11 protein-coding genes and 1 pseudogene are annotated in these 12,680 nt (G+C 61.6%); 7 read left to right on the top strand and 5 right to left on the bottom strand.

What is annotated here, in order from left to right:
* Positions 1-9 precede the first annotated feature (9 nt).
* On the bottom strand, positions 10-624 hold the full coding sequence (gene ureG, locus EK373_RS30355) for an urease accessory protein UreG (protein WP_129648990.1): 615 nt from the start codon (positions 622-624) through the stop codon (positions 10-12).
* 109 nt (positions 625-733) lie between these two features.
* Between ureG and EK373_RS30350 the strand changes: the two genes are divergently transcribed.
* Both EK373_RS30350 and EK373_RS30345 read left to right on the top strand, forming a co-directional pair.
* Positions 734-1,333 carry a HupE/UreJ family protein gene (locus EK373_RS30350; RefSeq protein WP_129648987.1) on the top strand — a complete coding sequence of 200 codons (600 nt, stop codon included), beginning with the start codon at positions 734-736 and terminating at the stop codon, positions 1,331-1,333.
* A gap of 199 nt (positions 1,334-1,532) precedes the next feature.
* Positions 1,533-2,279, top strand: a complete 747-nt coding sequence (locus tag EK373_RS30345) for a class I SAM-dependent methyltransferase (RefSeq protein WP_129648984.1) — start codon at positions 1,533-1,535, stop codon at positions 2,277-2,279.
* On the opposite strand, the gene EK373_RS30340 is transcribed toward EK373_RS30345, so the two are convergent.
* Positions 2,248-2,868, bottom strand: coding sequence for a LysE family transporter (locus EK373_RS30340; RefSeq protein ID WP_129648981.1), 621 nt, complete (start codon positions 2,866-2,868; stop codon positions 2,248-2,250). The genes EK373_RS30345 and EK373_RS30340 overlap by 32 nt on opposite strands.
* Positions 2,869-2,997: 129 nt before the next feature.
* A complete protein-coding gene (locus EK373_RS30335; RefSeq protein WP_129648978.1) occupies positions 2,998-3,918 on the bottom strand; it encodes a LysR substrate-binding domain-containing protein in 921 nt (306 codons plus the stop codon).
* Positions 3,919-4,030: 112 nt separating this feature from the next.
* Between EK373_RS30335 and EK373_RS30330 the strand changes: the two genes are divergently transcribed.
* Complete coding sequence (locus tag EK373_RS30330) at positions 4,031-4,945, top strand: NAD(P)-dependent oxidoreductase (RefSeq protein WP_129648975.1); 915 nt, start codon at positions 4,031-4,033, stop codon at positions 4,943-4,945.
* A gap of 27 nt (positions 4,946-4,972) precedes the next feature.
* Here the strand turns inward: EK373_RS30330 and EK373_RS33270 are convergent, their stop codons facing one another.
* Positions 4,973-5,122, bottom strand: a complete 150-nt coding sequence (locus EK373_RS33270) for a hypothetical protein (protein WP_157994611.1) — start codon at positions 5,120-5,122, stop codon at positions 4,973-4,975.
* Positions 5,123-5,356: 234 nt separating this feature from the next.
* Between EK373_RS33270 and EK373_RS30325 the strand changes: the two genes are divergently transcribed.
* The gene (locus EK373_RS30325) at positions 5,357-5,986 is read left to right on the top strand and encodes a PKD domain-containing protein (protein WP_198683773.1); all 630 of its coding nucleotides are present in this window, start codon (positions 5,357-5,359) and stop codon (positions 5,984-5,986) included.
* A 57-nt stretch (positions 5,987-6,043) separates the two neighbouring features.
* Here EK373_RS30325 and EK373_RS30320 read toward each other — a convergent pair whose 3' ends face one another.
* On the bottom strand, positions 6,044-8,242 hold the full coding sequence (locus EK373_RS30320; protein ID WP_157994610.1) for an FG-GAP repeat protein: 2,199 nt from the start codon (positions 8,240-8,242) through the stop codon (positions 6,044-6,046).
* A 577-nt stretch (positions 8,243-8,819) separates the two neighbouring features.
* Here EK373_RS30320 and EK373_RS30315 point away from each other — a divergent pair.
* From EK373_RS30315 to EK373_RS30310, 3 genes and pseudogenes are all read left to right on the top strand, one after another.
* Positions 8,820-10,607: pseudogene (locus tag EK373_RS30315) on the top strand (rhamnogalacturonan lyase); the annotation flags it as partial.
* Entirely contained in the window at positions 10,596-11,006 is a 411-nt protein-coding gene (locus EK373_RS34470) for a carbohydrate-binding protein (RefSeq protein ID WP_407676230.1), read from the top strand. The pseudogene EK373_RS30315 and the gene EK373_RS34470, both read left to right, overlap by 12 nt.
* Before the next feature lie 37 nt (positions 11,007-11,043).
* On the top strand, positions 11,044-12,672 hold the full coding sequence (locus EK373_RS30310) for a cellulase family glycosylhydrolase (RefSeq protein ID WP_129648962.1): 1,629 nt from the start codon (positions 11,044-11,046) through the stop codon (positions 12,670-12,672).
* The last annotated feature ends 8 nt before the right edge of the window (positions 12,673-12,680 follow it).

The following is a 12,680-nucleotide window of genomic DNA, read 5'->3' as shown; positions in this document are numbered from 1 at the left end:
CGGAGGGGACTACTGTTTCAACATTCCCTCGCGTTCAATGAACGCGATCACTTTGTCCAGCCCTTCGCCCGTTTTCAAGTTCGTGAATACGAAGGGCCGCTCGCCACGCATCTTGCGCGCGTCTCGATCCATGACCTCGAGCGAGGCGCCCACATGAGGCGCCAGGTCGATCTTGTTGATGATCAGCAAGTCCGACCGCATGATGCCCGGCCCGCCCTTGCGGGGAATTTTGTCGCCGGCAGCGACATCGATCACGTACAAGGTCAGGTCCGACAGTTCGGGGCTGAACGTCGCAGCCAGGTTGTCGCCGCCGCTCTCGACGATGATCATGTCCAGCCCGGCGAATTCCTGCATCAGGCCATCGATGGCCGCGAGATTCATCGACGCGTCTTCGCGGATGGCAGTGTGCGGGCAGCCGCCCGTTTCGACGCCGCGAATACGCTCCGGTGGCAGGGCCTGGCTGCGAATCAGGAACTCGGCGTCCTCGCGCGTGTAGATGTCGTTGGTCACGACCGCGATGTTGAATCGCTCGCGCATGCGCTTGCAGAGATTGTCGACCAGCGCCGTCTTTCCCGAACCGACCGGACCGCCGACTCCAAGCCGCAATACTTCAGCTTTCGACATCGATCTTCCTCGCCCACTGGATGCTTGCGTATCATACGTTTCCCATAACTGGCCGCCTACGTCATTTGACTCAGGGCGGGAACGTCGCATCGAGGGCATGCTGGTGGTCATGTTACGTCGTACATCGTTGCTCGGATCGTTTCTCTATCTGTCGCTGCCCGCCACGGCTTTGGCACACACGGGGCATGCGACGCACAGCTTCCTGGCTGGCGTCCTGCATCCGCTTGGCGGCCTGGATCATCTGCTCGCCATGCTGGCGGTGGGCTTGCTAGCGGGCTGCAGTGCTGGGCGCCTGCGGTGGGGCCTGCCGGCGAGCTTTGTGATGGCGATGATCGTTGGTGCAATGATCGGAGCGGGCGGGGTGGAGGCGCCGTTCATCGAGATTGGCATTGCGCTGTCGCTCGTTGCGTTTGGGGCGGCGCTTGTTTGGAAACAAACGTTCCGCGCGCCGGTGCTGCTCGCGCTGACGGCAGGGTTCGCCTTGTTTCACGGTCACGCGCACGGCGCGGAGATGGGCGTGGACTTGTCGGCTGCGTCGTATGGAACGGGGTTTGTTCTGGCGACGGCGCTGTTGCACGCCTTGGGCATGCTGCTCGCGACGAGGATGGTGCAGTCTGGTCAGCTGCTGTCGCTGGTTCGATGGGGCGGGAGTGCGATTGCAGCCGTTGGGGCTGCCTCACTCGCCTTGCTTCTCGTCATTCCCTCGTGACAATCACGTGAAAATTCTTCCCTGCGTCGCTTCCAGGAGACATTGAGCCGCGAATTCAACTTCGGGAGGCCATCACTCTCGCTGCGATGAAACATTCGCAGACATCTTGTCAACGCGTGAGTGTCACGTTTAGGCTTGGTGCACGAGACGGGCGATTCGACGCTGGCATGTTGAAGCCGGGACCATCCCAAGGTGCAATATGAGTCTAGTGGATACTCTCGCGCGCAGGTCCTATCGGGCCGTCATCACCGGACTCAACTTCCAACACACACGCCAGTGTCCCATGTGCGGTTGGACGGGCTTTCAGTTTCTGCCCGCGAACCAGGGACCCTTTTTCAGGTTCGATGCAACCTGTCCCCGCTGCAAGTCGCAGGAACGGCACCGGCTCGCTTACGTGTTGCTCGCCGAGCGTCTGCCCACGCGATTGGGTAAGGTGTTGCACTTCGCGCCCGAGCCTTGCATGACCAAATGGCTGGCGTCCCGGTCGGATGACTACCACACCGCCGATCTCCTCTTGCCGACGGTCATGCACAAGGAAGACATCTGCGACATGAGCTTCGCAGACGACACCTTCGACCTCGTGTGGTGCTCTCACATCCTCGAGCACGTGACGGATGATCACAAGGCGATGCGCGAGATCCGCCGCGTTCTGAAGCCGAATGGCCTCGCCGTCATTCAGGTGCCGGTATGGGGCGCGAAGACGAGCGATGAGCCGCTGCACACGCCTGCAGAAAGAGTCTTGAAATATTTCCAGGAAGATCATGTGCGCCGCTATGGAGCGGACATCGAGAACCGGCTACGCGCGGCCGACCTCGCATTGCAAACATTGCGCCTGGGCGATCTCGACCTGCACGTCGTGCTGCGACATGGGCTTTCCGATCTGTGCGGCAGCGATGTCTTCCTGACGAGTAAGGTCAATGGGAGCGAGCGCTCAGCAGCAGCTTGATCCCGAAAAGACCGATGATGACCCCGCCGATGCGATTGATGGCAGTACGCATCGACTGATAGCGTTCGCGCACGGTGGGCAGCGCCAGGCAGGCAGCGACGAAACAAAACCACGCCAACGGCAAGACAGCGGACATGCCGATCATGGCGAGCTTGGTTGCCAGGGACGCCTGGGGCGTCAGGGCTGCTGCAAACAGACTGCCGAAGAAGACCACGACCTTGGGGTTGGTGAGATTGGTGAGCAATCCCGTGAGATAGGGGTTGCGATGACGAACCGGGATCGTTTCCGAGGATGCTGCCGGCGTGCTCGATTGCAGCATCTTCCAGGCCAGCCACAGCAGATAAAGGCCGCCCAATATTTTGATGGCGATCGTCAGCCACGCTGCACGGCTTAACACGTACGCAAGACCCAGTACGGCGAGCGCCGCATAGAAGGCCACTCCGGAAGCAATGCCAGCGGCAGTCCAGGCGCCGGCGGCGAATCCGCGGGACAAGGCGGTCTGAGACACGATGAAAAAGTCCGGGCCGGGCGAGATCATGGCCGCCAGAAACACCGGAACGAGACCGAAGAGCGCGATTGAATCGATCATGGCGATAACAAGTTGATAGCCGTGCGCGGGAGTCTAACGTACGCGATCATCTCGCTGTTGCCGGCCGCAGATTTGCCCGGCATTGCCGCAAGCGTTGCTACGCGAATGTTTGGTTGTGGTCGAGCAGTATCAAGCTGCGTCGATCAGAGCTGCGCCTTGTGATGGTTTCGCGAGTTCGGCGATCAATTGATCGGCGATCATGCGAACGGAGGGAAGCTGCCCACGACGATGTGGGATCAGCAGGGTGGTGGCCACGCCAGTCCCGGTCCAGTCCGGCAACAGCCGAACGAGCGCGCCGGATGCGACGAGTGGCCCGCAAAAGCTGCTGGCGAGACAGGCCACACCCAGCCCGGCTTTGGCAGCTTCCAGCAGGCAGACGGTCTCGTTCGCGACATAGCGGGTCGACGGTGTGATCTCGGCAACGACGCCCTGATCGTTCTGCAGCCTCCAGACCGTGTCCGAGCTCGATGCCATGAGTCCATCGAGCCCGTTCACATCCTCGGGTCCAGCCGGCATGCCTTTCTCTTGAATATATTCGCGTGAGGCGACCAGCCAGGCGGGGTCGAGACAGATGCGACGTTGCACGAGATCGGTATCCGGCAGTGGCGCGAAGTGGTTGCGGATGGCGATGTCGAAGCCCTCCTGCACGATGTCCACGAACCTGTCGCTGACATGGAGCTCGATGCGCACCTTTGGATAGCTGGCGGCAAGGCGAGGCAGTACTGGCGCGAGGCGGAACTGGGCGATCGGCAGCGATGTAGTGATGCGCACGGTTCCGCTGGGTTCCGCGAGACGGCCTTTGATCACATGCTCCGCTGCCTCCGCTTCGATCAGCATGGCGGCGGCATGGCGATGAAAATCCCGCCCGATCTCGGTCACGACAAAGCTGCGCGAGGTTCGCTGGACCAGGCGCACCCCGATCTCTTTCTCCAACGCCGAGAGTCGTTGGCTGAGCGTAGATTTCGGAATACCCATCGCGCGGCTCGCCGCAGCGAAGCCGCCGTAATCCACGACCCGAACGAAGATGAGGAGGTCATTGAGATTCAGCATGGGGATCGTTCCGATCTATGGACTATGCGTCTGCAGCTAGCGTACTACTGCTTCGGCGTCCAATACGTCATCTTTTGCGTCGACCGCTCGAATACACAAAGGACGCACACTCATGGCGAACATTTCGATCCTCGGCCTCGGCGCGATGGGGCAGGCGCTAGCCACTCGCTTTTTGCAGCGGGAGCACCGGGTCACTGTCTGGAACCGCACGCCGGGTAAGGCCGCATCACTGATCGCCCAAGGCGCTCGCGAGCGGAACTCCGCCGCCGAAGCGATAGCCGCAAGCGATGTGACGGTCATCTGCGTACTCGACTACGGCGCAGCGGGTTCGGTGATTGATGCCGCGGCTTCGATTCTTTCAGGGCGCGCGCTGGTCAATCTCACCAACGGCACGCCGGCCCAGGCGCGTGCCACCGCCAAACGGGTTGCGGAGCTCGGCGCCGAATATCTCGACGGCGGCATCATGGCGACGCCTCCGATGATCGGCGGCGAGCACGCGCTCATCCTTTACAGCGGATCGAGAGCGACCTTCGATGCGCATGCCGATTCGCTCGAGGCGCTCGGCGCCGCGAACTATCTGGGTGCGGACCCCGGCCTGGCCTCGCTGCACGATCTCGCGCTTCTCAGTGGCATGTATGGCGTTTTCGCCGGCTTCTTCCATGCCACCGCCCTGGTGGACTCCGAAGGCATTCGCTCGGACTCATTTCTCAGGCTGCTCGGCCCATGGATGGCGGCGATGATGGGCGAACTGCCCGGATACGCGCAGAAGATCGACAGCGGCAGGCACGGTGTGAATGTGGTTTCGAACCTCGGCATGCAGGCCGCGTCTCTTGAGAACATCCTTACCGCCACGCGAGAGCAGGGCGTCGCCACCGATCTGCTCGAGCCCATGCTCGAATTGTTCCGACAGCGGGCCAGTGCTGGCTTTGGTCACGAAGATATCTCGGGCATCTTCGAGCTGATGCGGAGGACGCGACCGGGGAGTCGAGTTCCGTCCGGCCGGGCCAAGCCTGCCGGTGCGCCGTAAAACGCGACACCGGCAGGGGGCAGAGACTTACTGGATCTGCGTGACCGTCACCGAGTAACCGTCGTGAGCCGCGCTTTCGGCGGCGAAGGCGCCGAGTGACAGGCTGCCGCTGACGATGACAGCCGACAGGAACATGCACACGACGGCCTGGGTTTTGCGGCTGATGGCGGTGAGCATGACGGCCTCCTGAATCTCTTTTCTGCGATGTCCGCGTTATTGCGGGGCTTGCTGTTAGGACACGGCAGGGTGCTCGGGGGTTACATCGAAAGTGAGATTGCCGGCGAATGGCGCCGGCATACCGGCGAACGACGCTGGCGCGGCCGCCCGCTCTACGCATTCCTGCGATCTCGGAGATCTGATACGCCTCCGCTCAGGTGCTTGTTTGGCGGATCGGCTTACGGAGCGAAGGAGATGCGGTACACGCCGTCGTTCTCGCGCCGCTATGTGCTGCTGATCGCGATCATCAGCCCGGCGTTGCTGGGTTCACAGTTCAAGTGCGCCGCGGTCAGCAATCCGTCTCTGGCGACGGTTCGCATCGATCAGCTCGAACCCGCTGCGCCGCGAGTGGGCGACGTCGTGCAAGCTATTGCCAGCGGCAGCGGCACACCGCCACTGCAGTTCGCGTGGGACTTTGGCGACGGCGGGCCACTCGCGTATGGCGGGCAGGCTGCCCATGTTTACACCGCTCCGGGAAGCTATCGCGTTACGCTCACCGTTCATGATGCGAGGGGCGAGGTCGCACTAGACTCGGAGCAGGTTACGGTTTTGGCTCGGCTGCCGCCTTCGATGCCCACTCTCGTGATGGTCTCTGAGGCGATCGCAAACCAGCCCGTTGAGTTCGTGGCACTGACGTTCGAAGCCGATGCCGAAGCACTGAGCTATGACTGGACGTTCAGTGATGGGCAGTCAGCGATCGGGCCTCAGACTGCTGCGATATTCCCGGTCGCCGGCGTTTATCGGGCCTCGGTTACCGTGACCAACGCTGCTGGAGAGATCGCCGTCGCACAAGCCGTCTTCAAGGTGGCGGAGGCAAGCCGCTGAAACTCTGAGCTTCGCTGAGCCACGGAGGCCATCCGGCCTCCGCGGGTCTTTGTGCCCTCAGGGCTGGAATAGAGAGAAGTTGTCTACTTCCGCCGCGGTCTTATACATCACCACACCGGCACGTTTTGCAACAGAAGTATTCGTGACATCGGCCGCCTCGAGCCGCAGTTCCCCATTCACATAAGCACGAACTCTCGATCCCACCGTTTCCAGCCGCACTCGATACGTCGTGTTCGTGGCGACCGAGAAGGGGACGGAGGCGAGCGTTTGAATTGCGCCGTTGACCAGCTTCTTGATCTGCAGCGTGTTGGAACTGCGCAGGGTCACGTAAACATAGTTATTCGCGTCTATATGGCGTGCGGCAAGTCCGATCCAGCGATCGGCGCCGTCAAACTGCGTGGGCCGCAGGTCGGCCTCGACGATCTGATCGCCATAGGTGCCCATATCGCCCCAGGTGTTGGTCAGCAGGCTCGCGCCGCCGGTCAGGTCCTCCTGAAGATACAGTCCCCACCAGACGAGGCTCCAGGAGCCCGTGGTCGGCACCAGCTTCCAGCGCTGCTCGGTGAAGTCATCGACGACCGCAGGAACGCCGGGATTTGCGTTGACCAGCACGTTGTCATAGTCGGCGCGCGTTCGGTACATCATCACGCCCGGCTGCCCGCCTGAAATATCATCGTCACGAACCGAGATGACGGGCCGGTCGTTCACCAGCACGCGCACATGATCGCCGACCGCTTCGAGCCGCAGGCGATGCGTTCGATTGAGCGTGACGGTGAGCGGTGCGGAGCCCAGCGTGGTGAAGGACCCGCCCACCATTTTCTTCAACTGCACTCCGCCACCGCTGCGAGCGGTGACGTAGTAATAGTTGGTGGAGTTCACATAGCGCGCCACCAACCCGAACCAGCGATCCGTTCCATCGAACGCGCGGGGAACGATATCGGCCTGGATGGATTGGTCGGGGTAGCTGGCGTTCGCCAACAGCGCAGCTGCGTTGCCAGTGGTGTTTGTTTGCCGGTAGACGAGTGACGTGCCGCCGGACACCACGCTGAAGCTGCCGCCGAGGGGCGTCCAGCCCTGCGCGTTGCCGTCCTGAAAACCATCCTGGAGCAACGCGGGCCGGTCCAACGTCGTCGGCAGCTCGAAAACGAAAGCTTGTCCGTTGACGACCGCTCCTGTGGGGGCGCCGGCGGCCACGACTCGCTTCGAATTTATGTCGACGCGATTCAGCTCGGATTCAACGCTGGTCGTCAACTCGGCCACTCGCGGCCACGCGCCGGAAGCATCGCGCTGATAAACCCAGTCGAGCTGAAAGGCTGCCTCTCCCGCGACCACCGTGCTTTCGTCGTCATCGAGCGCGTCCGCCCGCGTCGAGGTGTTGGTGAGCTCCCAGGTACCGTTGGAATTGCGTTCGAATATCCAACCTGCCGCGAGCAGCGTGTTGCCGCTGATCGACACAGGGCCGTTGAAGTCGCCGTTGATGTCCGGGTGTTCCCACGAGGTCACCGTCGGCGTAGCCCAGTCGCCGTTGGCGCCCGGCGAATAGATATTGAGGTGCCCTGGCGCCGGTCCGTGTTCGAACAGTGACGGTGTGCCGAAAACCGCCGCGCCAGCGGTGACGTCGACGTGCGGCCCCATATAGGTGGGGTCTTCTTCAGCAAAGCTATCGCTGTACGAAGCCACCCGTTGCCAGCCGGCGGAACTGCGTCGATACAGCGCAAGGCCATTGTCGTCACGATGGCTGATCGCGATCAGATCCCCTTGGACGGCGACCGAGAATCCATTGCCAGTGCCGTAAGTCGGGCTCGGGGCCAGGCCGAGCTGGGCGGTGCGCACCCAGCTGGAGCCTTGTTTTTCGAAGACGTGGACGCGCTCGCGATCGGGATCGCCGACGGCAATGACGTTGCCGTCGACTGCGACATCGAAGCCGAACGCATCGGGCGGATTCGTGCCCACGAGCTTCGCCGTTTGCTGCCAGGCGCCTTGAGAATTGCGTTCGAACACATAGGCTGCGCCTCGCGTCGTGGTGCCGCTGCCTGGATGCTGTTGACTGGTGGCGCCGATGACGGCGATGTTGCCGTCGATGGCCACGCTCCGGCCGTAACCTCCGTCAGGTGCGCCGTCCGCGGGCATCAAACGCGCCGTTTCCAGAAGAACCGCGGGATCGGCGAGGGCCAGCGCCGAATTGAATAACAACAACAGAGGAAACACTCGTCTCCAGCGGCCGAACCCACGACGGACATATGCGTCGTTGCGCATGACTCCCTCCTGACGTCGCGTTGCTTGTTCTTCAGATCTTTGGCGCCGCTCGACTAAATAAATATGAACTGAAGCGTGCGGCGTGACGCATGAACGGAACGTCTCTGCTGCAAGTTCCGACAGGAATCGACCGGCGGAAGGAATATTTCTCCGGGGGCGGTCCGGCATCGGTAAAACGAGGGCATCGATGCGATGAAGTGTCAAATGGATCGACGGCGGCCGAACCGGCGTGCAGCCATCGATAGAGGCATCGCGCATTGAAAGATATATCGATGCTATCGATCGATACTGACTGCCGGGTCAAATTATATGATCGAATATGATTGGTTTGTCTGAGCAATTGCGCTACTGTGAGCGCCGCCAAGAAACGCTTCACGCGTTGAAGCGCCGGGGGTTCTGTAGGAACGAAATCAACTAACGCTGGGCTGTGGCCTTGCGGGCTGGGTCGTGCGCGACTCCACAGCCGACAGCGCTGACATGATGCAAAGGAGCAGTCATGAGGCATCAAGGATGGATGCGGGTTTGTTTGTTATTCCCCGTGCTGGTTGCAGCGACGCTCGATGCGCACGCTCAAGCGCAGATGGAGCGGCTATCGCGCGGCGTCGTGGCCGTTCGCAGCAGTAGTTCCTCGGTTTATGTGGGCTGGCGCTCGTTTGGCAATGATCCTTCCGGAATTGCCTTCAACCTGTATCGCTCCACGGCCGGTGGCGCAGCCACGTTGCTGAATGGCACGCCCATCACGGCGAGCACGAACTTCGTCGACAACTCGGCGCCGACGACACAAGCCAATGCTTACTTCGTCAGGCCGGTGCTGAATGGCGTCGAGCAGGCCAACAGCGCCTCGTTCACGCTGCCAGCCAACGCGGCGACCCAGCAGTATCTGCAGATTCCTTTGCAGATTCCTGCGGGGGGCACGACGCCGAGCGGCGAGGCGTATACCTATACAGCGAATGACCTGAGCATTGGCGACCTCGACGGCGACGGCGAATATGAGTACGTGCTCAAGTGGGACCCGAGCAACGCCAAGGACAACTCACAATCCGGCTACACAGGCAATGTGTATCTCGACGCCTACGAGCTCAATGGCACGCGCCTGTGGCGCATCGACCTCGGTCGAAACATCCGCGCCGGCGCGCACTACACGCAATTCATCGTGTATGACCTCGACGGCGATGGTCGAGCCGAGGTGGCGGTCAAGACTGCGGACGGCACACGCAGTGGCACCGGCCAGGTCATTGGCAGTTCGAGCGCCGATTACCGCAACAGCAGCGGTTATGTGCTGAGCGGGCCGGAGTTTTTGACCCTCTTCAACGGACAGAATGGCGCGGTCCTGGCGACCACCAACTACGTGCCGGCCCGTGGCACTGTCAGCTCCTGGGGCGACAGCTATGGCAACCGCGTCGATCGTTTCCTCGCCGGTGTCGCCTATCTGGATGGGCAACGGCCCAGCTTGATCATGTCGCGCGGGTATTACACTCGAGCCGTGATCGCGGCGTGGGATTGGCGCAACGGTGCGCTTACTCAGCGATGGACATTCGACAGCAATGCATCGGGTAACTCTGCCTATGCAGGGCAGGGCAATCACAACTTGTCCATTGCCGATGTCGACGCCGATGGGCGGCAGGAAATCGTCTTCGGGGCCGCAACCATCGACGACAACGGCCAGGGGCTTTACGTGAGCGGCCTGGGTCACGGCGATGCGCTACACGTCGGCGACTTCGTTCCGTCGCGCTCCGGGCTGGAGATCTGGGACATTCATGAGTCCAGCTCGGTGCCCGGTGCAGACCTTCGCGACGCTCGCAGCGGCGCGCGGATATTTGCTATCAACAATACTTCGGGTAGCGAGGGGCCCGGTCGAGGCGTGGCCGCGGATATCTACTCAGGAAATGCCGGCGCAGAGTTCTGGGGCTCCGGGCCGGGGATGACGAATCTTTTCAACGCGTCCGGCGCATCGATCGGCCGCACGCCAGGCTCAGCCAATTTCCTGGTTTGGTGGGACACGGACACCGTACGTGAGCTGCTAGATAGCAATCACGTCGACAAGTACGGCACGTCGAGCGACACGCGATTGCTCACGGGCTCCGGCGTCACCTCTAACAATGGGACCAAGTCCACGCCGGCGCTCAGTGGCGATGTGCTCGGCGACTGGCGTGAAGAGGTGATCTGGCGCACGACCGACAATGCCTTCTTGCGCATTTACACCACGATCAACGTCGCAACGAATCGTTTCTATACCTTCCTGCACGATCCGCAGTATCGAGTGGCGCTGGCATGGCAGAACGTGGCTTACAACCAGCCGCCGCATCCGAGCTTCTTCGTCGGCGCCAACATGTCGCCCCCGCCGACGCCGAACATCACGATCATTGGCGGCGGCGAGAATCCGGGGACGCAGAACACGTATCAGGCCGAGAACGGCGCGGTTGGCGGCGGAACAGTCACTGAAACGACCAACGCAGGCTACATGGGCAGCGCCTATGTGAACTCCTCGGCCAACGGTGGCTATCTCGAGATCCAAGGCGTGGATGGTCAGGGCGGCGGGGGCAAGACGCTGAGCATCCGCTACGCGCTGGGAGTTACATCGAGTCGCACTGGTCGATTGTTGGTGAACGGCGTGGCTCAAAACATCACGTTCAATCCGACTGGCGCCTGGACCACGTGGTCGACGTTGAATGTTTCCGTCCCGCTCAACAACGGCAGCAACGTGCTGCGGTTCGAGTCGACCGGGCAGGACCTCGGCAACATCGATCAGGTGACCGTCCAATAGCGCTTTGAGTCATGGTCAACAGACCCAAGGAGGGGTTATGAAGGCTGTATTTCAGCATCTTGCGCGACTGCTGCTTCTTTCGTTGCTGCTCGCGCCCGGTCTCAGTTTCGCCGGCTTTTCCATTCAGAGCGGTCAACTGGTGGACAACAACGGCGTGCCGTTCATCATGCGCGGCATCAACTACCCGTACACGTGGTACCAATCGCGGCCGACTCAACAGGACTTCGCCGCGATGGCGGCTACCGGAGCGAACACGGTGCGTATCGTGCTGTCGACGGGTGGGCAGTGGGCGCGTGTGCCGGGCGCTCAAGTGAGCCAGGTCATTCAATGGGCCAAGGACAATCGCATGATTGCGGTGCTCGAGGTCCATGATTCCACGGGCTGGAGCGAACAGACCACGGCGGTGCCGATCTCGAACGCGGTCGCATATTGGACCAGCGCGGATATTCGGGCTGCGATCAATGGCCAGGAAAACTTCGTGATCATCAACATCGCGAACGAGCCGTTCGGCAATACGGCCAATGCGAATTACGTTCCCGACACGACCGCGGCGATCCAGGCACTACGGACGGCGGGTCTCACGCACACCATCATGATCGACGCGGCGAATTGGGGCCAGGACTGGTCCAACACCATGCGCACCAACGCCATGCAGTTGTGGAATGCCGACTCCCGCCGCAACCTGCTGTTCAGCGTGCACATGTACGAGGTGTATCAAACGGCGGAGCCGATCATCGCTTACATGCAGGCGTTCGATGACATGGCGCTGCCGCTGGTGATTGGCGAATTCGGTCCGCAGAACAACGGTCAGCCGGTCGACGTGGAGACGATCTTTTCGCAGGCCCAGCAGCGCGGCAATGGCTATATCGGCTGGTCCTGGTCGGGCAACGGCAGCGGTGGCGTCGTGCTCGACATGGTGCAGAACTTCAGCACGACGTTCTCGCCGTGGGGCGAACGGATCGTGAATGGAGCAAACGGCATCCGAGCCACCTCGGTGATGGCGAGCGTGTTTCAGGGGACGGGCAACAATCTCAACGTATCGCCCGCGTCGCTCTCGTTAGCTGCTGGCGCGTCTTCAGCGGCAGTCGCCGTTACATCCAACGTCAGCTGGACGGCTACGGATAATCAGACCTGGCTCAGCGTCGCGCCCGCTTCGGGCGCCAACAACGGAAGCTTTACCGTGAACGCGACCGCGAACACTGGAACGACCGCGCGCACCGGAACAGTCACCGTCAGCGGCGGCGGGATCTCACGACCCATCGCGGTAACGCAAGCGGGGCAGAGCTCTCCCGTTGGATCGGTGACCGCCACCGGCGTAGTGACGAGCAGCAGTGGCTGGTTCAGTGAAGAACAGCTGCGGCTGTCGAATACGGAGGCCATCACTGCGCTGTCGATCACGATCACGGTGCAGCGAACGGCGGGGGTGAGCGCCTCGGGTCAATACAACACGATCGGCGGCATCATCTCCCAAAGTAACAGCAGCACGGCCAGCGCGATAACCTATGTGTTTTCGCTGAATTCCGGCCAGACGCTGACGCCTGGAACCAATCGCACCTTTGCCGTGCAGATGAGTGGCAATGGCACGGTGCATCCGACCAGCGGCGACACCTATATCGTCACGGGAACGGCGAGCGGACAGCCGTTTACGTTGAGCGGTACGTTCTAACGGGCTGG

Origin of the sequence: Peristeroidobacter agariperforans, assembly GCF_004138335.1 — a bacterium.
GTDB lineage: Bacteria > Pseudomonadota > Gammaproteobacteria > Steroidobacterales > Steroidobacteraceae > Steroidobacter > Steroidobacter agariperforans.
This window is presented reverse-complemented; position numbering and strand designations above follow the sequence as displayed.

Coding starts and splice junctions, on each gene's coding strand:
- ureG (WP_129648990.1), bottom strand. CDS start 624: ATGTCGAAAGCTGAAGTATTGCGGCTTGGAGTCGGCGGTCCGGTCGGT.
- EK373_RS30350 (WP_129648987.1), top strand. CDS start 734: ATGTTACGTCGTACATCGTTGCTCGGATCGTTTCTCTATCTGTCGCTG.
- EK373_RS30345 (WP_129648984.1), top strand. CDS start 1,533: ATGAGTCTAGTGGATACTCTCGCGCGCAGGTCCTATCGGGCCGTCATC.
- EK373_RS30340 (WP_129648981.1), bottom strand. CDS start 2,868: ATGATCGATTCAATCGCGCTCTTCGGTCTCGTTCCGGTGTTTCTGGCG.
- EK373_RS30335 (WP_129648978.1), bottom strand. CDS start 3,918: ATGCTGAATCTCAATGACCTCCTCATCTTCGTTCGGGTCGTGGATTAC.
- EK373_RS30330 (WP_129648975.1), top strand. CDS start 4,031: ATGGCGAACATTTCGATCCTCGGCCTCGGCGCGATGGGGCAGGCGCTA.
- EK373_RS33270 (WP_157994611.1), bottom strand. CDS start 5,122: ATGCTCACCGCCATCAGCCGCAAAACCCAGGCCGTCGTGTGCATGTTC.
- EK373_RS30325 (WP_198683773.1), top strand. CDS start 5,357: ATGCGGTACACGCCGTCGTTCTCGCGCCGCTATGTGCTGCTGATCGCG.
- EK373_RS30320 (WP_157994610.1), bottom strand. CDS start 8,242: ATGCGCAACGACGCATATGTCCGTCGTGGGTTCGGCCGCTGGAGACGA.
- EK373_RS30310 (WP_129648962.1), top strand. CDS start 11,044: ATGAAGGCTGTATTTCAGCATCTTGCGCGACTGCTGCTTCTTTCGTTG.